We start from the raw sequence: 25,844 nt of genomic DNA, 5'->3' as shown, positions 1-25,844 counted from the left end.
TAATTCTCATAGAACTCCCATATCGTTCAACTCGTTCAGCGAGAAAGGCAAACTGATGGAAACATTAGGACGCAAAACTACAGGAGCTAAGGCCGAAAGGCTACGCTAGCCAGTTACCGGACGGATAGGGTTGGTCTTGACCAATGCTTTTTCATTGGTCTTTTTTTATTTGCAAACAAATGAGAAACCTTATCAGTTGTTGATAAGGTTTCTATTTTAATAGTTTTCCTTTATATTAAGTTAATTAAGAAAGGTGATGTTGATGAAAAAATATTGGCACAAGCTATCATTTCTTCAAAAGAATGTATTGTTAACTGTGTTAGTTATTTTGACGCTTGTTGGTACTATGGGAGCGTTAAGTTTTAACATGTTTCAAAATAGCATGATGTCTATATTTGAAAGGCATTCTTTTGAAACAGGAGATACGGTATTACATAAATTAGACGAAGAAATAGTGAGAGATGTTACAAAAGACCCAGTGGCACAAAGAGAAAAGAGAGAGAAGTTAACAGAGAAATTAGATGAAGCAACGGAAGAATTGAATAGTGTTGGACAAACGTATATTGTTGGAGCAAAAAAAAATGAAAAAGGTGAGTTACTAATCGTCGACTTGTCTACAGACTTAGCAAATGTTGTTGAAGTAAGGCCGGGAGAATATTATAAACAACCAGATCTTTGGATGGAAGCATACGATAAGGTAATGAGCACGAAAAAAGCAAACATGACAGTAGTATATGAAGATCTATTAGGAACATGGGTAACGATATTAGAGCCAATTAAAGATGGAGAAGGAAATATTGTGGCAATTGTTGCAGCCGATGTAGATGCCTCTATCGTTCCTAGTACAAAGGAAAAGTTCATTATACAAGGTTTAATGTTTATTTGTATTTCTGTTTTAATTGCAACTGTTATTCAATTCTTAATTGTACGTAATGCACTTGCTCCATTGCGAGATTTACGTGAAGGCTTGCGCAGAGTTGGTGAAGGTGATTTAAATATTAAATTAGAGGAAAGATCAGATGATATTGGTATTATTAATTCTTATTTTAATAATACCATCGAGAAGTTTAAAGGAATTATAGATAAAGTGAAGCAGACAGCAGAACAGGTTTCCTCATCTTCACAAGAATTGTCAGTGAGTACGAAAGAGAATAGTATGGCAGTTCAAGAAATCGTAAGTTCTATGGTTGAGTTAAGAGCTGGCGCTCAGTTACAAGAAACTTCAGTACCACAGTATTTAGGTATTGTATATGAAGTGGAAGATAAGATGGAAGAGATAACGAATGCGGCAAAACAAATGGAGAAAGTGTCTGAAGGTATAGAGCATCATTCAGTTAAAGGAAACGGTGTTACTAAACAGGCAATTAATCAAATGAATATAATACAAAATGCAGTACAAGATTTATCTTCTATCATTTATTCTTTGGAAGTAAGATCAAAAGAAATTAGTGATATTGTAACTGTAATTACAAGTATTTCAAATCAAACGAATTCGCTAGCTTTACACGCTACCATTGAAGCTTCACGTGCTGAGGAAACTGGAGAGGGATTTGCCGTTGTTGCTGATGAAGTGCGTAAATTAGCAGAGCAGACGGAAGCATCAGCAAAAGATATAGCAAATTTAATAGGGGAAACACAAGCTGGTACGGAAGAAGCTGTTGTTTCAATACGAAAAGCTTCAAAAGAAGTAGAATCTGGGATGAAACTTGTTGAAATGAATGGTGCTTTCTTTGAGGAAATTTCAAAATCAGCACAATCTGTTACAAATCAAGTTAGAGTTGTTTCTAGCAATTCAAGTGATATATTGCAAAATAGCCAAAACATTGTTCGTGTTGTAAATGAACTATCACTTATCGCAAATATGTATACAAATAGTAGTAGTAATGTTGAAGAAAGTATGAAAGAACAGGAAATGTCTGTACAGGATATTGCTGAATTAGCCAGTTCTTTAAGCTGGCTCTCACAGGAGTTACAAGAGTTAATTGGGGAGTTCAAAAGTTAAATGAAATGATTATACATGCTTTTGTTTGTTCAATAAAATAAATCATGCTACAATGAAAACGAATTAAGGACCGGGGAGCCAATTGGCTGAGAGGATGTAAGCAAACATCGACCCTCAACCTGATCTGGATAATGCCAGCGTAGGGAGTTACTTAAAGTGATGTAGCATATGTTATTCTATAATAACTTGCATACAAGGCTTTCCTACGTAGTAGGAAAGCCTTTTCTTGTTTTAAAATTTAATTTCATAAGGGGGATTTTATTATGTCACAACAAGTTACAATGTCATTTTCAGTAGTACCACAAGCAAAAACAAAAGATGTATATTCTGTTGTTGATAAGGCAATTGAAGTTGTGCAACAATCGGGAGTTCGTTATGAAGTAGGGGCAATGGAAACAACGCTGGAAGGAGAATTAGATGTACTTCTTGATGTCGTTAAACGTGCGCAACAAGCTTGTGTGGATGCTGGAGCTGAAGAAGTGATTACTTCTATTAAAATCCACTATCGTCCAAGCACTGGTGTAACGATAGATGAAAAAGTTTGGAAGTACCGTGATGAATATGCAAAACCAGAAGCAATCTAAAATAATTACAACAATTTGGCTTATCCTTCTCATTGCGATATGGGAAGGATCTGTTTCATTATTTAAAATTGAACCGTGGATTTTACCGAAGCCTTCTGCCATTGTTCAAGAATTAATTGGAATGAAAGATTTACTATTACCGAATACGATGCAAACACTGCAAGAGGTTATAATTGGACTGTTCTTTGCGATTTTAATTGGGACAAGCATTGCAATTCTTATGGACGTTATCCCTTTATTTCGTATTTTAATAAACCCGTTGCTTGTTATTTCGCAAACGATTCCAATCGTTGTACTTGCACCGTTATTTATTATTTGGTTTGGATATGGAATGCTACCGAAAGTAATGGTAGTCATACTCGTTTGTTTCTTCCCGATTGCGCTTAGCATTTTAGAAGGTTTTCAAACGGTAGATAAAAATATGTTGAAGTTGTTGCAAACGATGAAGGCAACGAAATGGCAAGTTTACCAGAAAGTAAAGTTTCCAGCAGTGCTTCCATATTTTTTCTCAGGTTTAAAAATTGCAGTTACATATAGCGTAATGGGAGCGATTATTGGAGAATGGCTCGGTGCCAGTGAAGGATTAGGAGTTATGCTTACAAGGGCTACGAAATCCTTTTTAACAGCCCGAGTATTTGGTGTTGCAGCGATTATTGTAATGGTGACATTATGTCTGTATTTTATCGTAGAGTTTATGGCAAGAATAACAGCACCATGGATATATAGAAAGGACGGCAGAAAATGAAAAAAGGTTTAAAAGTTATGCTAGCTGCCTTATTAGCAGTAGGTGTGGCTGGATGTAATCCGGCGAAGAAAGAAGAAAGTGCAAGTAAAGATCAAAAAGTAAAAGTCGTATTAGATTGGTTTCCGAATACGAATCATACCGGCTTATATGTAGCACAAGCGAAAGATTATTATAAAAAGCAAGGCTTAGATGTAGAAATCATTCAGCCTGGTGATAATGTGACGGCGGAGCAAATGATAGCTTCAGGAAAAGCTGACTTCGCAATAAGCGCACAAGAAAATGTAACGTTGGCTCGTGTGGAAGGTATTCCTGTTGTATCTGTAGGGGCGATTATTCAGCATAACACTTCAGCTTTTGCATCGCTTAAGAAAGATAATATGACGTCACCGAAAGATTTTGAAGGGAAACGTTACGGTGGCTGGGGAGGACCAGCGGAAGAAGCGACATTAAAGACTATTATGGATAAGCACCAAGCTGATTTTAATAAAGTTGAAAAAATCATTTTAGGACAAACAGATTTCTTTAAATCAATTGGTCGTGATGCAGATTTTGAATGGATTTATTATGGATGGGATGGAATTGAAGCGAAGCGCCAAGGAAAAGAGTTAAATACGATTATGGTGAAAGACTTAGATCCAGCGCTTGATTTCTATAGTCCTGTTATGATTACTAGTGAAAAACATACGAAGCAAGATAAAGACTTTGTGAAAAAGTTTATGAGCGCAACGACAGAGGGTTATAATTTCGCAATTAAAGAGCCGAAAGAAGCTGCTGATATTTTAATTAAAGCTGTTCCAGATGTAAATAAAGATTTAGTACAAGAAAGTCAAAAATGGTTAAGTACGAAGTATCAAGATGATGCAAAAGCGTGGGGAGTACAGAAGGAAGAAGTTTGGACGAATTACATGAATTTCTTATATGATAACAAAGTTATTAAGAAGAAAATTGATGTGAAAGATGCCTTTACAAATGAGTTCCTTCCAAGTGAAAAATGAGTGGATTACAAATAAAAGATATTGTGAAATCTTTCGATGGAAAGAATGTATTAGCAAATATTAGTGCTTCTATACGAGAGGGAGAGTTCGTTTCCTTTGTAGGACCGAGTGGTTGCGGGAAAAGCACACTATTAAATATGATCGCAAATGTTGAAAATCCAACAAGTGGAAGTGTAACGTATAACGATAAGCACATACAAGAGCAAGATGTTGTAAGTTATATGCCGCAACAGGATTTATTACTACCGTGGCGATCAGCTTTACAAAATATCGTTCTTCCGTTAGAAATTGAAGGGAAGCCGAAAAAACAAAGGCTGACAGAAGGAATGGAAGCATTAAAGCAGTTTGAACTAGATGAATATGCAGACCATTACCCAGATGAATTGTCTGGAGGGATGCGTCAAAGAATTAGTTTTCTGCGCACATATTTATGTGAAAAGCCAATTATGTTACTTGATGAGCCTTTTGGTAAATTAGATGCTTTTACAAAAATGGAAGTACATAGCTGGCTTTTAAACTCTTGGCACCAAGAGAAGCAAACAATCGTTATGGTTACACACGACTTAGATGAGGCAATCTTGCTTTCGGATCGCGTATTTATTTTATCTCAAAGACCAGCATCAATAGTTGGTGAGGTACAAGTGAAATTACCTAGGCCGAGAACGATGGATATGTTAACATCAATTGAGTTAAAGAAGGATAAGGAAGAAATTTTGAGAGTATTAGCTCCTTATATGAAAAAATAGAAAAAGTCTTTTAACAGTTTTTGGTATAATTACTGTTAAGAGGCTTTTTTTTATATAGGGGGAGAAAGATGAAAACTATAGAGAAAATAGTGGATGAATTAACGGCAGATAATCTTGAAGAAAGAAAAGCTGTATTAAAAAATCATATTTTATTAATGAAGTATGGTATGGAACATCATGAATTAAAAGAAGAAGAAATGACAGAAATTTTAAAGTGGGTTCAAGGTCGAGATCAATTGAGAAAAGATGTTCCGGAGTTACGTGATTTACATTTAATTAAAAAGTTTCAAGCGGTATTAGATGAATTTATTCATTCCATAATTTCAAATGGTTATGTAGAAGACGCGGTAGAAATTCTAGAGAGTGTATTAAAAAGTATGGGGGCAGTCGCTCATATTGTAAAAATTATGTTTGTCGGCAAAATGAAAGTTGATAGAAATCCTTTGGAAATGGTAGAGGTGCTAAAACGAGAGTGCTACAATTTAATGGAACAGCGTGCTGTTGTTGGTTTACATGCTCAAATTTTTCACGTTTTAGGTTTTGTTCATTCAATTCAGTTTGATTTAGAAGAAAGATCACAGGAACACGGACGAGTTGTGATAGGTCTTTTAACAGATTTTAAAACGGGTGAATTGAAGTCTGTACAACAATTTCAAGCTGAAGACCATATTTCAGAAGTGAAAAGTATGGTGAGTAAAGGATACGGAATAGAATTACAGAGAAGAATTTATATGTGGAAATCGTTAACGCTCATCTTTACAAGTCCATATGCATTAGAAAAGATGTATAAAGAAATTTATGTAGAAAACGATAACATGGGGAAGGAACAAAAAGAAAAGTAGAGAATAGAATATAACAGAGTAGTTTATACTCTTAATATAACAAATGTTAAAGGAGTGAAAGGATAAAATGACTTTATCAACTGTTCTTCAAATGGTTTTAGCTTGATATGGGAGAAGTCTGCCCATTTTTATCGATTAAGCTAAATTGAAGACAGCAGGTAAAGAACCTTAATCCTTTCTTACGATAATATGTAATGGGTAAGGTGTATTCACCTTACCCATTTTTTATATGCACAATTAAATAAGGCTTTATACTGTTGCTCTCTCTATTTAGCTTATGAATCATAAGTAAAGGAGAGAAAATAATGAGTATATTAACGGTAGAAAATGTAAGTCATTCGTATGGTGAGAAAACCATTTTATATAATGCATGTTTTCGAATATTGAAGGGTGAGCATGTTGGGTTAGTAGGGGGAAATGGAATCGGAAAATCAACATTGTTAAAGATTTTAACAGGAGAACTTATACATGATGATGGGAACATTGAATGGTTTCCACATGTGAAGGTAGGTTTCTTGCAGCAGCATATGGATTTACAAGAAGGGATGACAATTGAGGGATACTTGCAAAGTGCATTTGCTGATTTGTATGCGATTGAATACGAAATGTTAAAAATTGCTGAAGAAATGAATGGAGCAGGAGAAGTAGAAAAACTGTTAGTAAAGTATGGAGAATTACAAACTATATTGGAAAGCTCTAATTTCTATCACATTCATACAGAAGTTGAAGAAGTAGCAATCGGTTTAGGTTTATTTGAAATAGGTTTGAAAAAGGATGTATCGAAGTTAAGTGGGGGACAGCGAACAAAGTTATTACTTGGGAAGCTTCTTTTAGAAAAAGCTGATGTTTTATTACTAGATGAGCCAACAAATTATTTAGATACAGCTCATATAGAATGGTTGCAATCATATTTGAGACTATATGAAAAAGCTTATGTAATCATTTCGCATGACGAATTATTTTTGAACAGTATTACAAATGTTATTTTTCATCTAGAAGGAGGAAAAGTGAAGCGATACGTAGGAAACTATGAAAAGTTTGTGCAAAGTTACCAAGTGCAAAAGAAACAATTACAATCGGCGTATGCGAAACAACAAAAAGAAATCTCTCAGTTAGAAATATTTATTCAAAAAAATAAAATTCGAAAAGCGAAACAGGCTAAAAGTCGAGAGAAAGTATTAGAGAAAATGCAAAGGATTGAAAAGATTCATTCTGTAACTCGATCCCGTTTTGATTTCAATGTTTATGAGGAGCCGGTGAGTCGTATATTGCAAGCTGAGAAACTAAGGATAGGTTATAGTGATCCTTTATGTCCAGAGTTGAATTTACAAGTGAAAAAAGGAGAAAAGATAGCGATTATTGGTCATAATGGAATTGGAAAAACGACGATGTTAAAAACATTATTAGGTCAAATTAAGCCGCTAAGCGGTTCAATTTCTGTTGGAGAACGAGTAAATCCTGCGTATTTTGCCCAGGAAGAGTTTGCTTCAGAAACAACACCCTTAGAGAAAGTTTGGGTAGAGCGACCAGACATGACAAAGAAAGAAGTGCGCCAAGCATTAGCAAAGTGTGGATTGCAAGAAGAACATGTATTAAAACCTATTCGTTTATTAAGCGGAGGAGAACAAACGAAAGTACGTTTATGTGAACTTATCGTAAAGAAAAGTAATGTTTTAATTTTAGATGAACCAACTAATCATTTGGATATAGAAACAAAGAAGGCGTTGCAGGAAGCGCTACAACGATATAAAGGAACCGTTTTACTTGTATCACATGAGCCTTCTTTTTATGAAGCATGGATAACAAAAGTGTGGAATATAGAAGAATGGAACGCTGAACAATATGAATAAAGAAAAGGCATTAGCTTGTATAAGCTAATGCCTTTTCTTTGTGATTAACATGATTTTCGAGAACTCTTACATGAGAATTGTATGAAGAAGCACTCTTATGGTGCGCTTATAAGCGTGCTTTTTCTTTTGTTATGTTTATATTTATAATAATACTAGATGCCTTTCCCTAATAGGCGACTATCTTTATATATATATGTAGATAGTTTGAAATGGAATGAAAATAATTCCTATATGTAAAGGATAATGTGATTAGTATAGGAAGACAATAGAGCTTAAAGGAAATTCATGTAAAATTCAGATGAACTTCACACGAACTTCATATTGAAAACTAAATATAATTATAATAGGTTATTATAATGTTTCTTTGTGATTTTTCATAAAATTAAAAGTTTGAATTTAGGAGAGAGGAATCAAACCTAAATTCAAACTTTAGTGAAATAATTATTGGAAGTTACGTTTAGTTTTCGCTAATGGATGGATTTACAAGTTCAGCAGGAGTGCCTGTTCCTGCTCCTCCGATTGTAATCGATCCACCAGGAGGAATTTCACCATTCCATCCTGCATTCGTAATTACGTAATGATTATTTATTTTACTACTAATTTTAGAATCCCAAACTTGTGTTAAATTGCCGTTATAATCAAATTCTAATTTCCAGTTTTTAATAGAGGTCGTTCCACTATTTTTAATTACAATCGAGAAGTTGTAACCACTTCCCCAATTTGAAGTGACTGAAAAGGTAGCATTGCTATTTCCACCAGGAGGTGTTGTGTTAGCATCATCTGTTTTTACAATAATAGAAGTAGGCTGTGATTTATTTCCAGCAGCATCTTTTGCTATTATTGAAAATGTGTATTCTGTATTAGGTTTTAAGTTTTTAATTGCAATGCTATTTGTTGTTGTACTCCACTTCTCTTCTCCAGCAGTAATTTCATATTCCGTAACTCCTACGTTATCAGTAGATGCCGTCCAGTTTAATTGAACTGAGTTTGAATTTTTATTTGTTACAGCAATATTTTTTACGTTTGTTGGTGGCTCAATATCTTTTTGAGTAATAGGTCCACCTAGTAATTCTTTTACTAACGTATCAAGTAATTTTGGTCCACTGCAACTATATTTTGGACTTGTGCGACAGTCACCACTAAGCTCCCAAAACATTGCGCCACTTAAACCTTTTGTCTTTATATAGTCTGTTTTATATTTCATAGATTCGTTGTCATCATAACTAATAAATGTACCTGTAGTTGCATTATATAAATAAGGTACTTTCGCCACATCGTTCCATCCGCGAACAAAGCCATTTTTATTAACATAATTAGCTGCTAAATCACCATAATCGTACACACCTGTATCGCCGGTAGAATAGTCATCCCAAGTACCTTTAGAAGCGAGCTTTCCATCACTACCTGGTTTACAAGGTTGGTATTGTCCGTTATTTTCTTTTCCACAACTTTTCCACCCGCGTCCGTAAAATGGTACACCTAATACGAGTTTATCTGCTGGAACCCCTTCATTTGTATAAATGCCTATTGCACCATCTACGTAAAAATTCGTATCCGCTGCTGGGTCATTTGGATCTTTGTATAGAGCTGCATTATGGTTAGAAGTAGCTTCCCATCCACCGTGGAAATCATATGTCATAATATTAATCCAATCCAGTATTTGAGAGATTTTCTTTAGCTCTGTATGATCAGCATAACGTTGGCTTGCACCTGATGCAATTGTTAGTAAATATTGTTTACCATCTTCTGCACCAGCTTTCGTTAATGCATTTCGAACATCCTGAAGGAGTAGGGTGAAGTTTTGCTTATCTTCAGGGCGATAACTACCACCAGGAATCGTTTCTACGCCTGGATATTCCCAATCTAAATCAACGCCGTCAAATCCATATTCGCGTAGGAAATCGACTGTAGAATCAGCGAATACTTTTCTTGTTTTTTCATCAGCGGCCATGTCAGAAAAGCGGTTAGACCAAGTCCAGCCACCAACGGAAATAATTGTTTTTAAGTGAGGATACTTAGCTTTTAATCGTTTCAGTTCGCCGAAATTTCCGCAGCGTGCGTATTTATCACAATCTTCCCAAGTTGTACCTGAGCCAGGATAAGATTTTGTGACATCAGCCCATGGCTCACCGAGTACGAGAGTACCATTAGGGACCTCTTTATTTTGCAGTGGTACACCAGATTCTTTACAGTTCCACGTTTGTTTATTTGGATTATCAGGGTGAGTAGAAGGATTTCCATGTTTTCCATTCCAGCAAATATCAGCGAAAGCATAGTTTAAATGAGTTAGCTTTGATGCATCAATGTCTGCAACTTGATAATTACGTCCGTAAATGCCCCATGAAGGAAAATACCCAACAATTTTTTGACCTTGCTTTTGTGAATCTGCTAATGCGACATTGGGAGTAATAAAGTTTGTGAGAAAAAGAGGTAAGAAGAGTAGTAGGGATAGTAATAGCAGTGTGAATTTTTTTGATTTCATAGCCATTTCTCCTTTCAAAATAAAAGATATATTTAAAGGCATTCGCCAATAAATCAAAATGAATCTAGATAAAAATGATCAGACATCACGAAGTCTATACAAGGAGCTGAAGCTGATTAAATCGTAGCAAATGTAAGATTTGGTGTAAACGCTTTATTGAATTCGAAAAGACTTTCTCAATATGAAATGGCTCTAATACAGATTACACATGAAAATAAAATATCGATTAGAGAGGAAAGGGCTTCTTGGAGTTAAATTTGAGAAAAAATTGTATGAGGTCAATTTGTAATAGCGTAGCAAGATAATGAAATTTCATGTAAAATAATAGTAAAAATATGTAAAGGAGGGAATAGTGTGGATGTGTTTTTGAATATTGCTGAAGAAAAAATTCGAAAAGCAATACGGAATGGTGATCTCGATAATATTCCGGGAAAAGGAAAACCACTACAATTAGAAGATCTTTCAATGGTACCTCCAGAACTTAGAATGAGTTATAAAATTTTAAAAAATGCGGGCATGATTCCTCCAGAAATGGAACTACAAAAAGATATATTAAAAATAGAGGATTTAATTGCTTGCTGTTATGATGAAGAAGAGAGAAAAAAATTAAAAGAAGAGTTAACGGCAAAAACGCTACGTTTTCAGCAAGTAATGGAAAAAAGAAAGATTAAAGATAGTTCAGCATTTCGTATGTATCAAGATAAAGTATTTCATAAACTACGTTAAGAGGGATAAGATGAAAAAATTTGAAACGATAGAAGAATTAGCAACATATATTGAAGAACAACAATTAGTACTTCTGTTTATTAAAACGGAAAATTGTGGTGTTTGTGATGTCATGTTAAGGAAAGTAAATTACGTATTAGAGAACTATGATTACGTAGAGAAAATAGAGATATTACTGCAAGACATGCAAGAGGTTGCAGGGCGATATGCAGTATTTACTGGACCGACAATTTTATTATTTCATAATGGAAAAGAGATTCTCCGTGAATCGCGCTTCATTTCGCTTGAAAATCTAGAGAGAACCTTTCAATTATTCGAGGAATAAGGGAGGCTTTTATATGGAATTTATTATTTTTATACTATTATTTGTTGTAGTTGTAACAATCTTAACAGCAGTTCGATCAAACAAAAAGAAGGTAAATCTTACAAAACAAAATAACATTCATAACTCATCTAACAACTCATCACCATTATTTTTCTTTGCGGGATCTGATAATGATAGCTCGCATGGAGGTTCACATGATTGTGGAGGATCTTTCGGTGGAGATAGCGGAGGCAGCTGCGATGGTGGCGGAGGTGGCGGTGATTGATGAAAATGCGCCTTATTTTAAACAAACGTTTAATTAGTTGGCTTACATATGCATAAAAACAGTTAAACAAACGTTTGTTTAAATATTTTTAATATACTAAGGGGAATGGAAATGAAAAGGGAGCCGAAAGTGAAAAACAAGGGGAAAGTAATGTTATTTTTATTAGCTGCGGGAGGCGTATTTCTTGTTAAATTAGGATTTAAAATTGGAATTATACATATGATTCGAACGTGGTTTGAGAGTACGTTTTCTTAAATAAGAAATATAGCCTCTTGTAATAGAGGTTTTTAATTTGTTATTATTAGACTGAACGGTCGGTTTAAAGAGGTGTGAATATGAGAAGAAGTGCAGAAGAGATAAAGAAAGAAATTGCATATAAAGCAGAAAGTCTGTTTTCACAGAAGGGCTATGCAGCTACATCTATGGAAGAGATTTGTGAAATTACAGAGCGAAGTAAAGGAAGTATTTATTATCACTTTAAAAGTAAAGAAGAATTATTTTTATTTGTAGTAAAACAGCATACGTATGATTGGCTTGAAAAATGGAATGAAAAAGAGAAGTTGTATAGTACTAGCACTGAGAAATTGTATGCCTTAGCAGAATATCATGTAGAGGATATACAACAACCTATTTCTAATGCAATAGAAGAATTTTCTATGAGCCAAGTTGTAAGCAAAGAAACTTTGGATGAAATGTTAGCTTTAACTAGAGAATCGTATGTTATGTTTGAGACATTAATTGAAGCAGGCATACAGTCTGGAGAGTTTCGTGAAGATAATACGCGCGATCTTATGTATATTGTGAATGGATTATTATCAGGGCTTGGAGTACTTTATTACGAGTTAGATTATAAAGAGCTGAAACGTATTTATAAAAAGGCGATAGATGTATTGTTAAAAGGAATGGCAGCTGAATAATAGGTCAGTTGCTTTTCTTACAAAATAAATTAGACCGAACGGTCGGTTTATGAAAGGGGAATGAAAATGAACGCTTTATTTAAAAACCGAGCATTTATGCTCGTTATGGCGTCTGATATTTTACAACAATTTGCAATTTGGATTAGAAATATGGCCCTTCTATATTTCATAATGGAGCGAACGAATAATGATCCAGTTTCCGTTTCATTGTTATCGGTTATGGAATATGCACCTATTTTTATTTTCTCGTTTATCGGTGGTGCGCTAGCTGATCGCTGGAATCCGAAAAGAACAATGGTCGCTGGAGATGTATTAAGTGTAATGTCTATTATAGGAATTGTCCTGTTGTTAAAACTGGATTATTGGCAGGCCATATTTTTTGCAACACTCATTTCCGCGATTGTAGGCCAGTTTTCCCAACCATCATCTTCGCGTATATTTAAGCGCTACGTAAAGGAAGAACAGGTAGCGAATGCGATTGCATTTAACCAAACATTACAGTCATTATTTATGATTTTTGGACCAGTGGTAGGATCACTTGTGTATACACAACTTGGTTTATTTACGTCACTATATAGCTTAATCATTTTATTTTTGTTATCTGCTATCGCTCTTTCATTTTTACCGAAATGGGTTGAACAAGAGCAAGTGGCAAGAGATTCATTAAAAAATGATATAAAAGAGGGTTGGAAATACGTTCTTCATACGAAAAATTTATGTATGATTACAATTACTTTCACCATTATGGGCTTAGCTGTTGGATTAACAACGCCATTAGAAGTGTTTCTTGTAATAGAACGCCTTGGAATGGAAAAGGAAGCAGTTCAATATTTAGCTGCAGCTGATGGAATAGGTATGTTAATTGGTGGTATTGTTGCTGCGATTTTCGCTTCAAAAGTGAACCCGAAAAAGATGTTCGTATTCGGTATGGGCATATTAGCGATGTCATTTTTAGTAGAAGGGCTATCTACATCATTTTGGATTACTAGTTTCATGAGATTTGGAACAGGTATTTGTTTAGCCTGTGTTAATATCGTTGTCGGTACGCTTATGATTCAACTTGTACCAGAAAATATAGTTGGAAGAGTAAATGGAACAATTTTACCGCTGTTTATGGGAGCAATGTTAATTGGAACTTCAATAGCTGGAGGATTGAAGGAGCTGACCTCAATAGTTACAGTATTTTGTATAGCAATGGCACTTATTTTATTAGCAATAGGGCCAGTTCTACGCATGCAAATAAAGAAAGAAGATGTCACTAATAAAGAGGAACTAACAAATTCGTTAGCGTCGAAATAACTATTGTAAGGGAGCAGAAGTGCTCCCTTTTTCTTTGGCGAACTTTTGACAACTATATGAGCCAATTATATACTGATGATGTAAAAACGATTTTACAGGTTAGGAGAAATGATGTGAAAAATCAAATCTATGAATTACGCACTGAAAATAATATTTCACAAGGCGCATTAGCTGATAAATGTAAGGTTTCTAGACAGACGATAAATGCAATTGAGAATAATAAATATGATCCAAGCTTAGCGTTAGCTTTTCGTTTAGCGGAAGTATTAGGAACAACTGTTGATAAACTATTTTTGTACAAGCAGTAGGGGGAGTAGTTGTTGGGGAAAGAGAAAATAAGCCTTTTCGTTACTATATTAGTGGCTATAGGTACGTTAGTGTTTGCACTTTACTATTGGTTAACTGAACTTCAAGTAAACTGGTATGCACTATTTATTTGTAGCATCGCGTTACATTATCTATTTAAAAGTTTGGCATCACATAGCGTCGAAGGGGATACTGAGGAGAAAGAGGATTTAGAAAAACATGTATTAAAAACAAGTGCCAATGTTACATATTATGTACTCGTTGTATTAATTTTTGGCTTGTTTTTCGCATCGGTAGGGTTTAATAGATGGATTGATTTTCATAACATACCGTTATTGTTTGCGTTATGTGCTGCGATAGTTGTAAAGCCGGCTGTTGAGTTTTTAATTGTAAGACGTTATAGATAAAAAAGATCCCCTTCTTGCATGAAGAGGATCTTTTTCTTATAGCGTTTTAGTTTTCGGATTAGGTGGTGTAACGGATGTATTATTTTCAGGGACCCTAGTTAATAAAAATCCACCGATAATAAACAATACAATAATACTAAGAACACCAGCGTTTGTTTTTCCTGTTAATTGCGTTGTAACACCGACTAATACTGGACCCATAATCGCGGCGAACTTCCCAAATATATTATAAAATCCGAAGAATTCATTTGCAGATTCTTTAGGTACTAGTTTTGCAAAATAGGAGCGACTAAGTGCTTGAATACCGCCTTGAGAAGTAGCAACTAGCATTGCTAAAATCCAGAAATCGAGTGTGGTTTTTAAGAAATAAGCATATATGCAGATAATGATGTAAATAATAATACCGACATATAGCATTTTTTTACCTGTAAATGTTGTTGATAATTTTCCGTATAATAAAGCAAATGGACAAGCTACAATTTGTGTGACGAATAAGATGATTAATAGATTCGTTGCACTAATGCCGAGATCTGTTCCATAAGCGGTAGACATAGTAATAATTGTATCGACCCCATCAATATAGAAAAAGTAAGCGATTAGAAACATAAAGACCGTTTTATATTCTTTAATATTTTTAAAAGTATCAGCAAGGCGTTTGAAGCTCATTGCAATTGGTTTTGGGTGACGTTCAATATAATGTGTTTGCTCTACGTTCTTCAGCATTGGAATTGTGAATAGTCCCCACCAAAGAGCGGTTATCGCGAATGAAATTTGACTAGCAATGCCGACTGATAAAGGGATAGTTCCTTTTTGAGCAAGAATGATAAGAGCGATACAACCGATAAATGGAATAGTACTCCCAATATAGCCTAAAGCGAAACCTCTCGTAGAAATTCGATCCATTCTATCTTCAGAAGTGACATCTACTAAAAATGCATCATAAAAAATGTTTGCTCCAGCAAAACCGACTAATGCGAGCATATAGCATCCTAGTAATAAGTACCACTGAGATGTTGGGACGACTGCTAACATACTTGTAAATACAATACCGAGTCCAAAGAAGAACGTGAAAAATCGTTTTTTAAATCCTTTATAATCAGCAACTGTGCCGAGAATAGGGGCAAGTATAGAAATTAAAAGTGTAGCGAATGAGTTCGCATATCCCCAGTATGCTGTTGACGTTGCACCAGATAGTCCAGCTTCTTTTGCAGCTGCTTTAAAGTAAATTGGGAATAATGCAGTTGTAATGACGAGCGAATATACCGAGTTCGCCCAATCGTATAATATCCAGCTTTTTTCTTGTCTGGACATTTTTTTCATATAGTGTTCCCCCTTAAATTAGTTCTACTAACAGTGTACAAAAATAAAAATTATAAAAAGAGAAACAGTGATGATTTTTACATAACTTTTACATATATACACAGTTCTTTACAATTGGAGTAAATCCTCTACAATTGATCCGTCTGTTTCACCTAAGTGTAAACCGAGTAGTCTAGCGATAGTTGGGCCCTCATCAATAAGTCTCATATATGGTATGGTAATGCCGCTTTTTATCCCTTTCCCGGCAGCTATAAAAATTGTTTCATAGTTAGGTTTTGTTGGAGAGTATCCATGCGTACCAAATGTATATTTTTTACTAGGCGTAACATCTTTTTCAGTAATGTCTTTTATAAAATCTCCTGTATAGTTTTCAGTGAAATAATATCCTTCTCGCGCTTCTAACATAAATAAACAATTACCATCTGCACCACATTCCTTCGCGTCCTCATCATGAAGTATAAATTCAATACCGTTTTGTTTATTTTGAAGCAGTTCTTCAAGGAGTAGTTGTATTTCTCGAATTGTATCCGTATCATTTTTGTCTTTCACATATACATAGGCGGACCCATCGCAACTTTGGCAATAAGCATTCCAGTCTACTAATTTTCCTTTTGAATTTATAGAGATAAGCCCTTTTTGATGAAATAGTACATTTAATTGAATGGCTTTGTTTTCACTTAAAGCGCTATGGTCACCAAGAGCGATAATAGTGCTCTCTTCGTATAGTTCACTGTCTTTTAAAGCTTGAATAATTTTCCCTAGTCGCTCATCATGTCTATGAATTGCAGCTATTGTTTCTTTGGATTCAAAGCCATGATAGTGTCTTTGAGTGTCTAAATCAGTAAAATGCACGAACATAACATTAGGCTTTTTCGTCTGGATTGTATGCACAGCAGAAGCAAGTACGAAATCATCGAGTTCAGGTTGTGACAGCCCATTTCGTATATGGCCGAAACGACGATTCAAATCTAATTGATACAGCGGGCTACCGCTAAATAATGAAACTAAAACTTGATTTTGCCACGGCCTATTTGGAAAGATTTCTGGTAAATTGTAATCAATATTTGCTCTGCCGGTAACAGGCCATAGCAGGGCAGCTGTCGTTAAATTTGCTTTATGTGCTTCATCGTATAACGTTGTTCCTTTAATGGATTTTCGGTACCAATGCCAATCTGGTGACTGGCGCCCAGGTTGAAATAACGTATTGCTAACTACGCCATGTTTATTAGGATAGTTTCCAGTAACGATTGTTGAGTGACTTGGGTATGTTACAGAAGGATAAATTGGTTCTACTTTTTCGACAACCGTGCCCTTTTTGATTAGAGATTGGAAGTAAGGTAATTTTTGTAGTATAGGAAAATCTAAAGCTGATAAACAGTCGAATGATAAAATGATGACACGATTCGTTAATGCTTTATCCATAAAGCAATCCTCCTAATTATATAAAACCTATTACTATATATTACTATTAATACCTAGTAATAAAAATATGTTTTTGAATAAAATTTATTATTTATTTTCAGAAAAGTTAAACATATAATTAAGTATAAGGGAATGAATGAAAGGAGGGAATACTGTGGATCTGCTAGATGGATTTAGTATCTTTTACATCATTGGCGGAATTACGATTATTCTTGTATTTGCTATTTCGTATTTACTAAAGAAACGGTTTCCAAATAAGCAGTTTGATATTATATTTGCACTTAGTTTAATACTTCTTTGCTTAGCATCCTTTCCTGTTACAATGATGGTTATTGGTGGATGGGAAGGAATGGGGTATGGGTTTATTGGTTTCTTCGTCCTACTTGGTACACTTATTGGTATGATTGCACATCAACTTTTAAAAATATCACGAAAAAGCTACGTATAAAACTGCAAAAAATGAAAAGAATATATAAAAATAAGAAAATTCACTCTTGTTTTGAAGTGAAATTTATATTATGATATTCAACAAATTTATTTTGTTATAACGATGAAAAAGGACTAGTATATGTTCAACCTTTTTAGCAGAGAGAGAATCCGTCAGGCTGAAAGATTCTTAAAAAGACAACATGGAACCTACCTTTGCGTTCTGCATATGCAGCGGGAATTTCCCGTTATCAAAAAGAGAGCATGCGCAATTTTGTGCATGAATCAGGGTGGTAACGCCGGCAAAGCTCGGTCCCTATTTAGGGACGCGGGCTTTTTTGTATTTTCTAGAAGGAGGAAGACGGACTATGGCAAAAGAACAAGTACAAGCGATTACGAAGATGGAAGAGGACTTTGCACAGTGGTACACAGATATTGTAAAAAAAGCAGAACTTGTTGATTATTCAAGTGTAAAAGGATGTATGATTCTACGCCCGTACGGCTATGCCTTATGGGAAAATATGCAGAAAGTTATGGATGAGAAGTTAAAAGCAACCGGTCATGAAAATGTGTATATGCCAATGTTTATCCCAGAGAGCTTATTACAAAAAGAGAAGGATCATGTAGAAGGATTCGCTCCTGAAGTAGCATGGGTGACACATGGCGGGGATGAAAAGTTAGCAGAAAGACTTTGTATACGCCCTACATCTGAAACTTTATTCTGTGAGCACTTTTCAAAAATTGTGCAATCCTATAATGATTTGCCAAAGCTATATAATCAGTGGTGTTCAGTAGTTCGTTGGGAGAAAACAACTAGGCCATTCCTTCGCACAACAGAATTCTTATGGCAAGAGGGACATACAATTCATGAAACAGCAGAAGAATCTCAAGCTGAAACGTTAAATATTTTAAATCTATATGCTTCTTTCTGTGAAGACTATTTAGCGATACCGGTAATTAAAGGACAAAAAACAGAAAAAGAAAAATTTGCGGGAGCAAAGGCAACTTATACGATTGAAAGCTTAATGCATGATGGGAAAGCACTTCAAACAGGAACATCCCATAACTTTGGAACGAATTTCTCTGAAGCATTTGATATTAAATTTTTAGATCGTACCGGTAAGTGGCAATATGTACACCAAACATCTTGGGGCGTATCAACGAGAATGATAGGTGGACTTATTATGGTTCATAGTGATAATAATGGGCTTGTAATGCCTCCTAAAGTCGCACCAGTGCAAGTTGTTATTGTACCGATTGCGCAGCATAAAGAAGGAGTTTTGGCGAAAGCGATAGAGTTACAAGGACATATTCAAAAGGTTGCACGAGTAAAAATAGATGCTAGTAATAAAACACCAGGTTGGAAATTTAATGAGTATGAAATGAAAGGTATTCCAATTCGATTAGAAGTTGGTCCTAAAGATATTGAAAAGAATCAAGTTGTACTCGTAAGAAGAGATACGAAAGAAAAAGAGTTTATATCAATGGATCAATTAGAAGAACGCATTCCAGCACTACTTGAGGAAATTCATAACTCTTTATTTAATAAAGCAAAAGTATTTCGTGATGAAAATACGTATAGTGTGGCGAATTTTGAAGAGATGAAAAAATTAGCGGATGAAAAGCAAGGGTTTATTAAAGCAATGTGGTGTGGAGAGTTAGCTTGTGAAGAGAAACTAAAAGAAGAAGTTGGGGTATCTTCTCGCTGTATGCCTTTTGAACAAGAACATTTAGCTGATGAATGTGTTTGTTGTGGTAAAGAAGCTAAACAAATGGTGTATTGGGGAAAAGCGTATTAATGCTCTTTTTGATAGATAATGAAAAGGACTTTGGGTGCATAAAAAAATGCAATCCAAAGTCCTTTTAGTTTTATAATTTATTTCATGTATTTTTTAGATGGAAGAATGTGTTTTTATTTTGCATTTTTGCGGCGAATAAATAGTAACATACCGATTAGGAATGTTGAAAGTCCCATTAAAATAGATGCAGGATAATGTGTTGCCGTATTAGGTAACTTATCGCCTTGTTTTTTCGCGTTATCTTTTACGTTACCACCTTTGGAACTATTGCCACCTTGAGAGCCATTTCCTCCTTGAGAACTGCTATCGCCTTTACCATGATTGTCGCCAGAGCCATTGCCACCAGAGCCATTGCCACCAGAGCCATTGCCACCAGAGCCACTGCCATCAGAACCGCTACCGCTAGAGCCATTGCCACCAGAGCCATTGCCACCAGAGCCATTGCCGCCAGAGCCGTTGCCACCAGACCCACTGCCACCCGAGCCATTGCCGCCAGAGCCGTTGTCACCAGAACCACTATCGTCCTGAGAACCACCGTTTCCTGGTGGTTTGTTATTATCTTTTGAGTTACCTTCTGCGAAATGATCGTTATTTTGTACAACCGCGTTTGTTATTGGAGAGAAGTTTTCTGTTGCTGCATTACCGATATTTAATCCACTAAAGAAAGATAAAGAAAGAGTTGATGCTAAAATGAAAATTTTCGTCATTGATTTCCTCCTGAAAAATTAATATTCCATCTAAAATACATCCTTTTGTAATATTTCATAGGAAAAAGAGTTTTATGCAAAAAAAACTATATATAGAAAAAGGTGGTGTATTTCTAAAGAGAGAAAAGAGTTAGTGTAAATTCTTTATGAATAGTAGAGTGGTGAGAATTTTACACTCATTACAGTAGAGGAAGTGACAGCAGATGAAAGAGTATATTGCATTTGATATTGGTGGTACACACATTAAATATGGAATTGTTTCAGAAACAGGAACAGTACTAAAGCATAAAACAGTTCCAACAGAAATTCATTTGGGCGGAGAACAAATCATTCAAAAACTCATTCTTTTATCAAAAAAATTAATGGGGGAACATAAGGTTTGGGGAATTGGTATTAGTACTGCGGGAATTGTTGACGTTAATAAAGGGGTTGTGACGGGAGGGGCGGATCATATTCCGGGCTATAGTACGATTCCTATTATTAATAGATTGCAAGAGGTATTAAAAGTTCCTGTATCCATTGATAATGATGTGAATTGTGCAGCGTTTGGAGAAAAGTGGAATGGTAGTGGAAGAGAGAAAGGAAACTTTATTATGCTCACCCTTGGAACTGGTATTGGAGGAGCAATTTTTATAGATGGAGAGTTATATAGAGGGCATTCGTTTAGTGCTGGTGAATGGGGAAATATGTTAATAGAAGGAAAAGCGTTTGAAGAGGTCGCTTCCGTTTCAGGGTTAATTCATCTTGTCCGAAAATATAAAGGAGAAGGTGATTGGAATGGGAAAACGATTTTCGAACTGTATGATAAAGGAGATAGGGAAGTTACGCAAGTAGTTGAGGTGTTCTTTAAACATTTAGCGATTGGAATTAGTAATCTTGCTTATATTTTTAATCCAGAAACAATTATTATTGGTGGAGGAATTACCGCTAGAGGAAATGAGTTTTTAAAAGAAGTAAAAGAAGAGGTCAGTAAATACTTAAATAAAGAGATTTATAGTACTTGTGAGATTGAACTTGCGCAAAACGGTAATTGTGCAGGAATGGTTGGTGCTATTTACCACTTCTTACATCATCATAAGTAAATTATATGAATGTTTTCATATAACTGAGAATTTATCCTTTTTATCACTAGGTAAATAATGCTACAATATAAGGGAAGAATACAATATTTTCCGATTTGGAAAATGCTTTGTAGAAAGGGAGAAACTGCATGCCTATTATTTTAGAAAAAGGTCAAAAGATCGATTTAACGAAAGGACAACCAAAAGTAGCAAAACTACAGGTTGGCTTAGGCTGGGATCCAATTGGGCAATCAGGTGGGTTTCTGTCTTCATTATTTGGAAGTAAACCAAATGTAGATTGTGATGCATCTGTTGTTATGTTAGAAGGGGATCGTTTTTTAAATAAAAACGATTTAGTTTACTTCGGAAACAAGCTTTCTACTTGTGGTAGTATTATTCATTCAGGAGATAATTTAACAGGTGAAGGCGCTGGTGATGACGAAACAATTTTCGTAGAATTACATAAAGTTCCAAGCCGTATTAATCGTTTAGTATTCGTTGTAAATATTTATGACTGTGTAAATCGTCGTCAAGATTTCGGGATGATTCGTAATGCATATATTCGTATTCAAAACCCGCAAACTGGTGAAGAATTCGCACGCTATAATTTATCGGATAATTATGCTGGCAAAACGACTCTAATTGCAGGTGAAATGTATCGCCACGGAAGTGAATGGAAGTTTTCAGCTGTTGGGGAAGGCACACAAGATAAAAACTTAAGTGAGATTGTATCACGTTATCAATAAAATAAACCGAGGAGGAATTGTATATGGCATCAATTTCATTGAAAAAAGGACAAAAGGTAGACTTAACAAAAACGAATCCAGGTCTTTCAAAAGTTCTTGTAGGACTTGGTTGGGATACAAATCGTTATGATGGACAAGCTGATTTTGATTTAGATGTTAGTATCTTTTTAGTAGGTGCTAACGGTAAAGTTTCAGGAGCAGAAGATTTTGTTTTCTATAATAACCCAAAAGGTGCGAATGGTGCTGTAGAACATTTAGGAGATAACCGAACTGGCGAAGGTGAAGGCGATGATGAGTCAATCAAAGTAGATTTGAAAAACGTACCTGCACATATTGAACGTATTTGTTTTACAATCACAATTTACGATGGAGAAGGTCGTAGCCAAAACTTCGGACAAGTTTCTAATTCTTTCGTACGTATTTTAGATGAAGAAAAGAATGCAGAGTTAATTCGTTACGATTTAGGAGAAGATTTCTCTATTGAAACAGCGGTTGTAGTAGGTGAATTATACCGTCATGCAGGTGAATGGAAGTTCAATGCAATCGGAAGTGGATTCCAAGGTGGATTAGCGTCTCTATGTAACAATTTCGGTTTAGATGTAGAGTAATAGATTTAGCTATCCATTAGTAAATATATATTTGCTAATGGATATATTTTTAAAGATTAAAATATAGAGGTGAATATACATGGCCATTCAGTTACAAAAAGGACAGAAAATCGATTTAGGTAAAACAAGCCCTGGCTTAACAAAAGCAGTAATTGGTCTTGGTTGGGATATTAAATCTTATGATGGTGGATCAGATTTCGATTTAGATGCATCTGCCTTTTTATTAGATGCCAACGGAAAATGTACGAAGGAAACTGATTTTATCTTCTATAATAATTTACAGTCTCCTTGTGGGTCTGTTCTACATACAGGGGATAACCGCACAGGTGAAGGTGAAGGCGATGATGAACAACTTGTTGTGGACTTAAAGAAAGTTCCAGCAGATGTGCATAGAATTGCTATTACAGTTACGATTTATGATGCGGAAGGCCGTAGTCAAAACTTTGGACAAGTAGGAAATGCCTTCGTTCGTTTAGCGAATGAAGAAACGAATGAAGAAGTTCTTCGTTTTGATTTAGGGGAAGATTTCTCCATTGAAACAGCGGTTGTCTTTTGTGAATTATACCGTCATAATGGACAGTGGAAGTTTAATGCAGTAGGAAGTGGATTCCAAGGTGGTTTAGGTGCGCTTGTAAGAGCGTATGGCTTGGATGCATAGAAAGGAAACGATATTCGTTTCCTTTTTTTGACCTTTCTATAAATCTAGCAAAGAATAGGGGATATAGGTAAGATGAGTATTTTGCAAGGAATCCTTGATACGTATGCTCAGTTTTTCGACTTGGACATGTGGATTAAAGTGTTGCAAGATCCAGTATCTTGGGGATTAATAGGTACACTTGTTGTACTTGAAGGGTTATTATCTGCTGATAATGCACTTGTATTAGCGGTAATGGTAAAACACCTTCCGGAAGAAAAACGTAAAAAAGCATTATTCTATGGACTTATTGGTGCTTATGTATTTCGATTTATTGCAATTGGAATTGGAATGTTCTTAATTAAATTAGCATGGGTAAAAGTGTTAGGTGCACTTTACTTAGCGTGGCTTTCAGTTAAATACTTCATTGATAAAAGAAAAGGTAATGCAGAAGAAGAGGAAGCTCATGGTATGAACCAAAACAGTATTCTCTTCAGAATGTTTGGTGTCTTCTGGGGAACAGTTGCGATGGTTGAATTAATGGATATCGCATTCTCTGTAGATAGCGTACTTGCTGCATTTGGTGTATCAAATGAAGTTTGGATTCTATTATTAGGTGGGATGCTCGGTATTTTAATGATGCGCGGTATCGCTGGTGTATTCTTAAAATTGTTAGAGCGTATTCCAGAACTTGAAACGACAGCATATATTTTAATTTTGATTATTGCAGCAAAAATGTTACTGTCTGTTATTCATATTGAAGTAAGTCATACATTGTTCTTCATTATTTTAGTTGTAGCATTTGGAGCAACATTTATACTTCACTACATGAAGAATTCTGGACAAGCTAAAGAAGAAGTTGCAGCTACTAAGGAAGACAATAAATAATTGAAATGGGTTTGCTCGTTTTACGAGCGCCCATTTTTTATAACCAAAAATAGTTTATAATAGAAAGAAGACTTAGAAAAAAGTAAATGTTTTTGGAGGTGAACTGTTGTGTTTTCACGTTTTACACTTCAACCATATGCATTAAAAGATGAATCAGATTTAAAGCAATTTGAAACACTTTTAGAAAAACGTCCACAATATGAGCTGACAGAGAATGAGATGAAATTTAGTTATATAGCATGTCGAATCCTTGGCGTTCCTAATGATGTAGATGAATATTTTAATGAATTATTTGATTATAGTGAAGCGAAAGGAATCGAAGTTTTACACGAACAAAATTTAAACAAAGTGATCGATTCGGAAAAACTTCGTCATATTCAAGAAGTGTTCGGATTACATCAAGAAGCACCAAATGGTCTAACAGTAAATAGGCTAGTGGCGCACTTATCTGGGAAACAACTTTTGCCAAAAGTAGACAATCCGGATTTACAACATTATATACATACGACATTTATTTCTGTATTGAAATTATATGAGAAACAACATAATCAATCTTTAAAGACAGAAGGCTTCCGTCGTTTCTTAATCGATATGATTAAATTAAGCGAAAATTACGTAGCGAAGTGGTTCTCTACGATTAACTATAAGAAACAAATGCCGCGTATCGTTTGGTACGGTGATGCACAGGAAAGCCGTATATATTTCTTATATTTTCTTATTATGCTCGGCTGTGATGTGCTTTATTATCACCCAGAAGGAAAAGATGGATTTGAGAATGTCGATGAAGAGGGAAGGACCTTTATTGTGTCTCATCCAGGTCGCATTTCTCTTGAACCATTTCCAGATCGTCGCCGTGAGCGTGTAGCAACAGTAGCGTATCAAGCTTCAAAAGAAATTGAGCAAGTACTTCACCACGATAATTCACTGCTGTACAAGCCATGGCAATTTCGTTCCTATACGCCTGTAGCTCGTACATTAAAAACAACATATGATGAACTCTTTTTAATTACGAAAGAAAAGGCGTTTGTACGCCCGACATTCTTTGTTGAAAATAAACACATTTATATCCCTTCTTTATTTGCGAAAATATCAGGTGTTTCAAAGAATGATAAAGAGTATTTTCAACGATTAAAGGCTGTTACATCATTTGATAACAGTTTATTAATTAATGCATTTCCGTTTACGAAAGAACAGAAAGCAAATTTCCAATACCATTATCGAGATGCATTAGACCGCGGGGGAAAATTGCATCCAGATTTAATTATGAACAGTCATTGGTGGCCGCATAAACGATTGCCAGAAGGATTACAACATGGTATTGCAGAAGCGATTATCCATACGTGTGAAAGCGAAATGTGTAAACCAATTGCAAAAGAGACGAAACAAGATGTAGCGCTATATGTTTTCGCGCAACTTTCTCAAATACCACCGAATATTTTAGAACAGCTTGAGAAATTTGATTATTCACAAGATGTACCGAAAATTGTTATATTTAATAATGAGAAGAGTGGAGAGTTAACTCGTTCTGATGCTGTTTTATTACTATTTTTAAATCAAATTGGAGTAGATGTATTCCATTTCAATCCAACGGGAAGAAACGATATTGAACCATATATTGAAGCGGGGGCATTTGATTTACATTGGCTTGAAGAAGTTAATTTCGATCTTGAGTTTCATGGTTCATCAGCCTATAAAAATTTATCACAAACAATAAAAGGACTATTTCGTCCATTTTTATAAGG

The 25,844-nt window shown here is 35.2% G+C and carries 27 protein-coding genes, 2 riboswitches and 1 other annotated feature; of the genes, 23 read left to right on the top strand and 4 right to left on the bottom strand.

Annotated elements, in window-relative coordinates:
• The first annotated feature begins 36 nt into the window (after positions 1–36).
• A riboswitch (cyclic di-GMP riboswitch) is annotated at positions 37–121 on the top strand.
• A gap of 141 nt (positions 122–262) precedes the next feature.
• The 7 genes from MR147_RS19210 to MR147_RS19180 all read left to right on the top strand — a co-directional run bounded on the left by MR147_RS19210 (position 263) and on the right by MR147_RS19180 (position 7,764).
• Positions 263–2,002: a methyl-accepting chemotaxis protein gene (locus MR147_RS19210; RefSeq protein ID WP_242304643.1), complete on the top strand. Its 1,740-nt coding sequence runs from the start codon at positions 263–265 to the stop codon at positions 2,000–2,002.
• A gap of 61 nt (positions 2,003–2,063) precedes the next feature.
• Positions 2,064–2,165: riboswitch (TPP riboswitch) on the top strand.
• Positions 2,166–2,265: 100 nt separating this feature from the next.
• Entirely contained in the window at positions 2,266–2,586 is a 321-nt protein-coding gene (locus tag MR147_RS19205; RefSeq protein ID WP_000082906.1) for an MTH1187 family thiamine-binding protein, read from the top strand.
• Positions 2,558–3,331, top strand: coding sequence for an ABC transporter permease (locus MR147_RS19200; protein ID WP_001057157.1), 774 nt, complete (start codon positions 2,558–2,560; stop codon positions 3,329–3,331). The genes MR147_RS19205 and MR147_RS19200 overlap by 29 nt, the downstream gene beginning before the upstream one ends.
• Positions 3,328–4,326: an ABC transporter substrate-binding protein gene (locus MR147_RS19195; protein WP_000715551.1), complete on the top strand. Its 999-nt coding sequence runs from the start codon at positions 3,328–3,330 to the stop codon at positions 4,324–4,326. Before MR147_RS19200 ends, MR147_RS19195 begins: the two co-directional genes overlap by 4 nt.
• Entirely contained in the window at positions 4,323–5,072 is a 750-nt protein-coding gene (locus MR147_RS19190; RefSeq protein WP_000016062.1) for an ABC transporter ATP-binding protein, read from the top strand. Before MR147_RS19195 ends, MR147_RS19190 begins: the two co-directional genes overlap by 4 nt.
• A gap of 68 nt (positions 5,073–5,140) precedes the next feature.
• Entirely contained in the window at positions 5,141–5,914 is a 774-nt protein-coding gene (locus MR147_RS19185; protein WP_242304642.1) for a hypothetical protein, read from the top strand.
• A 305-nt stretch (positions 5,915–6,219) separates the two neighbouring features.
• Positions 6,220–7,764 carry an ABC-F family ATP-binding cassette domain-containing protein gene (locus MR147_RS19180; RefSeq protein WP_242304641.1) on the top strand — a complete coding sequence of 515 codons (1,545 nt, stop codon included), beginning with the start codon at positions 6,220–6,222 and terminating at the stop codon, positions 7,762–7,764.
• Between the two features lie 457 nt (positions 7,765–8,221).
• On the opposite strand, the gene MR147_RS19175 is transcribed toward MR147_RS19180, so the two are convergent.
• The gene (locus MR147_RS19175; RefSeq protein ID WP_242304640.1) at positions 8,222–10,246 is read right to left on the bottom strand and encodes a glycosyl hydrolase family 18 protein; all 2,025 of its coding nucleotides are present in this window, start codon (positions 10,244–10,246) and stop codon (positions 8,222–8,224) included.
• A 354-nt stretch (positions 10,247–10,600) separates the two neighbouring features.
• On the opposite strand from MR147_RS19175, the gene MR147_RS19170 reads away from it, so the two are divergent.
• From MR147_RS19170 to MR147_RS19135, 8 genes are all read left to right on the top strand, one after another.
• Positions 10,601–10,972 (top strand): DnaJ family domain-containing protein, encoded by a 372-nt coding sequence (locus MR147_RS19170; RefSeq protein WP_073543758.1) that lies wholly within the window; start codon positions 10,601–10,603, stop codon positions 10,970–10,972.
• 10 nt (positions 10,973–10,982) lie between these two features.
• Positions 10,983–11,297 (top strand): thioredoxin family protein, encoded by a 315-nt coding sequence (locus tag MR147_RS19165; RefSeq protein WP_074608160.1) that lies wholly within the window; start codon positions 10,983–10,985, stop codon positions 11,295–11,297.
• A gap of 13 nt (positions 11,298–11,310) precedes the next feature.
• Positions 11,311–11,562, top strand: a complete 252-nt coding sequence (locus MR147_RS19160) for a hypothetical protein (protein WP_242304639.1) — start codon at positions 11,311–11,313, stop codon at positions 11,560–11,562.
• A 111-nt stretch (positions 11,563–11,673) separates the two neighbouring features.
• On the top strand, positions 11,674–11,817 hold the full coding sequence (locus tag MR147_RS19155) for a hypothetical protein (protein ID WP_000817976.1): 144 nt from the start codon (positions 11,674–11,676) through the stop codon (positions 11,815–11,817).
• Between the two features lie 80 nt (positions 11,818–11,897).
• The gene (locus MR147_RS19150) at positions 11,898–12,479 is read left to right on the top strand and encodes a TetR/AcrR family transcriptional regulator (protein ID WP_101167831.1); all 582 of its coding nucleotides are present in this window, start codon (positions 11,898–11,900) and stop codon (positions 12,477–12,479) included.
• 66 nt (positions 12,480–12,545) lie between these two features.
• Positions 12,546–13,778: an MFS transporter gene (locus tag MR147_RS19145; protein WP_242304638.1), complete on the top strand. Its 1,233-nt coding sequence runs from the start codon at positions 12,546–12,548 to the stop codon at positions 13,776–13,778.
• A 56-nt stretch (positions 13,779–13,834) separates the two neighbouring features.
• Positions 13,835–14,086 (top strand): helix-turn-helix transcriptional regulator, encoded by a 252-nt coding sequence (locus MR147_RS19140; RefSeq protein ID WP_242304637.1) that lies wholly within the window; start codon positions 13,835–13,837, stop codon positions 14,084–14,086.
• Between the two features lie 12 nt (positions 14,087–14,098).
• The gene (locus MR147_RS19135; RefSeq protein ID WP_242304636.1) at positions 14,099–14,491 is read left to right on the top strand and encodes a hypothetical protein; all 393 of its coding nucleotides are present in this window, start codon (positions 14,099–14,101) and stop codon (positions 14,489–14,491) included.
• Between the two features lie 36 nt (positions 14,492–14,527).
• Here MR147_RS19135 and MR147_RS19130 read toward each other — a convergent pair whose 3' ends face one another.
• Both MR147_RS19130 and MR147_RS19125 read right to left on the bottom strand, forming a co-directional pair.
• The gene (locus MR147_RS19130; RefSeq protein WP_000738818.1) at positions 14,528–15,811 is read right to left on the bottom strand and encodes an MFS transporter; all 1,284 of its coding nucleotides are present in this window, start codon (positions 15,809–15,811) and stop codon (positions 14,528–14,530) included.
• Between the two features lie 108 nt (positions 15,812–15,919).
• Positions 15,920–17,233, bottom strand: a complete 1,314-nt coding sequence (locus MR147_RS19125) for an alkaline phosphatase family protein (RefSeq protein ID WP_242304635.1) — start codon at positions 17,231–17,233, stop codon at positions 15,920–15,922.
• Positions 17,234–17,387: 154 nt separating this feature from the next.
• Between MR147_RS19125 and MR147_RS19120 the strand changes: the two genes are divergently transcribed.
• Positions 17,388–17,681, top strand: a complete 294-nt coding sequence (locus MR147_RS19120) for a YesK-like family protein (RefSeq protein ID WP_139302790.1) — start codon at positions 17,388–17,390, stop codon at positions 17,679–17,681.
• A gap of 93 nt (positions 17,682–17,774) precedes the next feature.
• Positions 17,775–17,980, top strand: a binding site (T-box leader).
• A gap of 47 nt (positions 17,981–18,027) precedes the next feature.
• Positions 18,028–19,458, top strand: a complete 1,431-nt coding sequence (gene proS / locus MR147_RS19115; protein ID WP_136445547.1) for a proline--tRNA ligase — start codon at positions 18,028–18,030, stop codon at positions 19,456–19,458.
• Positions 19,459–19,571: 113 nt separating this feature from the next.
• On the opposite strand, the gene MR147_RS19110 is transcribed toward proS, so the two are convergent.
• Positions 19,572–20,165 (bottom strand): LPXTG cell wall anchor domain-containing protein, encoded by a 594-nt coding sequence (locus MR147_RS19110; protein ID WP_242304634.1) that lies wholly within the window; start codon positions 20,163–20,165, stop codon positions 19,572–19,574.
• Between the two features lie 203 nt (positions 20,166–20,368).
• On the opposite strand from MR147_RS19110, the gene MR147_RS19105 reads away from it, so the two are divergent.
• From MR147_RS19105 to MR147_RS19080, 6 genes are all read left to right on the top strand, one after another.
• Entirely contained in the window at positions 20,369–21,247 is an 879-nt protein-coding gene (locus tag MR147_RS19105) for an ROK family protein (protein ID WP_242304633.1), read from the top strand.
• Between the two features lie 128 nt (positions 21,248–21,375).
• A complete protein-coding gene (locus MR147_RS19100) occupies positions 21,376–21,972 on the top strand; it encodes a TerD family protein (protein WP_001121583.1) in 597 nt (198 codons plus the stop codon).
• 23 nt (positions 21,973–21,995) lie between these two features.
• Complete coding sequence (locus tag MR147_RS19095; RefSeq protein ID WP_000146723.1) at positions 21,996–22,580, top strand: TerD family protein; 585 nt, start codon at positions 21,996–21,998, stop codon at positions 22,578–22,580.
• Positions 22,581–22,659: 79 nt separating this feature from the next.
• Complete coding sequence (locus tag MR147_RS19090) at positions 22,660–23,238, top strand: TerD family protein (protein WP_001007534.1); 579 nt, start codon at positions 22,660–22,662, stop codon at positions 23,236–23,238.
• A 72-nt stretch (positions 23,239–23,310) separates the two neighbouring features.
• On the top strand, positions 23,311–24,102 hold the full coding sequence (locus MR147_RS19085) for a TerC family protein (RefSeq protein WP_000025695.1): 792 nt from the start codon (positions 23,311–23,313) through the stop codon (positions 24,100–24,102).
• A 108-nt stretch (positions 24,103–24,210) separates the two neighbouring features.
• A complete protein-coding gene (locus MR147_RS19080) occupies positions 24,211–25,842 on the top strand; it encodes a YceG family protein (protein WP_242304632.1) in 1,632 nt (543 codons plus the stop codon).
• Positions 25,843–25,844 lie beyond the last annotated feature (2 nt).

Origin of the sequence: Bacillus cereus group sp. BfR-BA-01350 (genome assembly GCF_022663775.1) — a bacterium.
Taxonomy (GTDB): Bacteria; Bacillota; Bacilli; order Bacillales; family Bacillaceae_G; genus Bacillus_A; species Bacillus_A paranthracis.
Note: the sequence above shows the minus strand (reverse complement) of the source record. Positions and strands in the feature narration are given on the sequence as shown.

Bases quoted from the DNA above. Each gene is read 5' to 3' on its own strand.
- MR147_RS19190 (WP_000016062.1), top strand. From the start codon at position 4,323: ATGAGTGGATTACAAATAAAAGATATTGTGAAATCTTTCGATGGAAAG.
- MR147_RS19185 (WP_242304642.1), top strand. From the start codon at position 5,141: ATGAAAACTATAGAGAAAATAGTGGATGAATTAACGGCAGATAATCTT.
- MR147_RS19140 (WP_242304637.1), top strand. From the start codon at position 13,835: ATGAGCCAATTATATACTGATGATGTAAAAACGATTTTACAGGTTAGG.
- MR147_RS19125 (WP_242304635.1), bottom strand. From the start codon at position 17,233: ATGGATAAAGCATTAACGAATCGTGTCATCATTTTATCATTCGACTGT.
- MR147_RS19100 (WP_001121583.1), top strand. From the start codon at position 21,376: ATGCCTATTATTTTAGAAAAAGGTCAAAAGATCGATTTAACGAAAGGA.
- MR147_RS19095 (WP_000146723.1), top strand. From the start codon at position 21,996: ATGGCATCAATTTCATTGAAAAAAGGACAAAAGGTAGACTTAACAAAA.
- MR147_RS19085 (WP_000025695.1), top strand. From the start codon at position 23,311: ATGAGTATTTTGCAAGGAATCCTTGATACGTATGCTCAGTTTTTCGAC.
- MR147_RS19180 (WP_242304641.1), top strand. From the start codon at position 6,220: ATGAGTATATTAACGGTAGAAAATGTAAGTCATTCGTATGGTGAGAAA.
- MR147_RS19160 (WP_242304639.1), top strand. From the start codon at position 11,311: ATGGAATTTATTATTTTTATACTATTATTTGTTGTAGTTGTAACAATC.
- proS (WP_136445547.1), top strand. From the start codon at position 18,028: ATGGCAAAAGAACAAGTACAAGCGATTACGAAGATGGAAGAGGACTTT.
- MR147_RS19110 (WP_242304634.1), bottom strand. From the start codon at position 20,165: ATGACGAAAATTTTCATTTTAGCATCAACTCTTTCTTTATCTTTCTTT.
- MR147_RS19210 (WP_242304643.1), top strand. From the start codon at position 263: ATGAAAAAATATTGGCACAAGCTATCATTTCTTCAAAAGAATGTATTG.
- MR147_RS19155 (WP_000817976.1), top strand. From the start codon at position 11,674: ATGAAAAGGGAGCCGAAAGTGAAAAACAAGGGGAAAGTAATGTTATTT.
- MR147_RS19145 (WP_242304638.1), top strand. From the start codon at position 12,546: ATGAACGCTTTATTTAAAAACCGAGCATTTATGCTCGTTATGGCGTCT.
- MR147_RS19105 (WP_242304633.1), top strand. From the start codon at position 20,369: ATGAAAGAGTATATTGCATTTGATATTGGTGGTACACACATTAAATAT.
- MR147_RS19130 (WP_000738818.1), bottom strand. From the start codon at position 15,811: ATGAAAAAAATGTCCAGACAAGAAAAAAGCTGGATATTATACGATTGG.
- MR147_RS19205 (WP_000082906.1), top strand. From the start codon at position 2,266: ATGTCACAACAAGTTACAATGTCATTTTCAGTAGTACCACAAGCAAAA.
- MR147_RS19195 (WP_000715551.1), top strand. From the start codon at position 3,328: ATGAAAAAAGGTTTAAAAGTTATGCTAGCTGCCTTATTAGCAGTAGGT.
- MR147_RS19150 (WP_101167831.1), top strand. From the start codon at position 11,898: ATGAGAAGAAGTGCAGAAGAGATAAAGAAAGAAATTGCATATAAAGCA.
- MR147_RS19090 (WP_001007534.1), top strand. From the start codon at position 22,660: ATGGCCATTCAGTTACAAAAAGGACAGAAAATCGATTTAGGTAAAACA.
- MR147_RS19175 (WP_242304640.1), bottom strand. From the start codon at position 10,246: ATGAAATCAAAAAAATTCACACTGCTATTACTATCCCTACTACTCTTC.
- MR147_RS19200 (WP_001057157.1), top strand. From the start codon at position 2,558: ATGAATATGCAAAACCAGAAGCAATCTAAAATAATTACAACAATTTGG.
- MR147_RS19165 (WP_074608160.1), top strand. From the start codon at position 10,983: ATGAAAAAATTTGAAACGATAGAAGAATTAGCAACATATATTGAAGAA.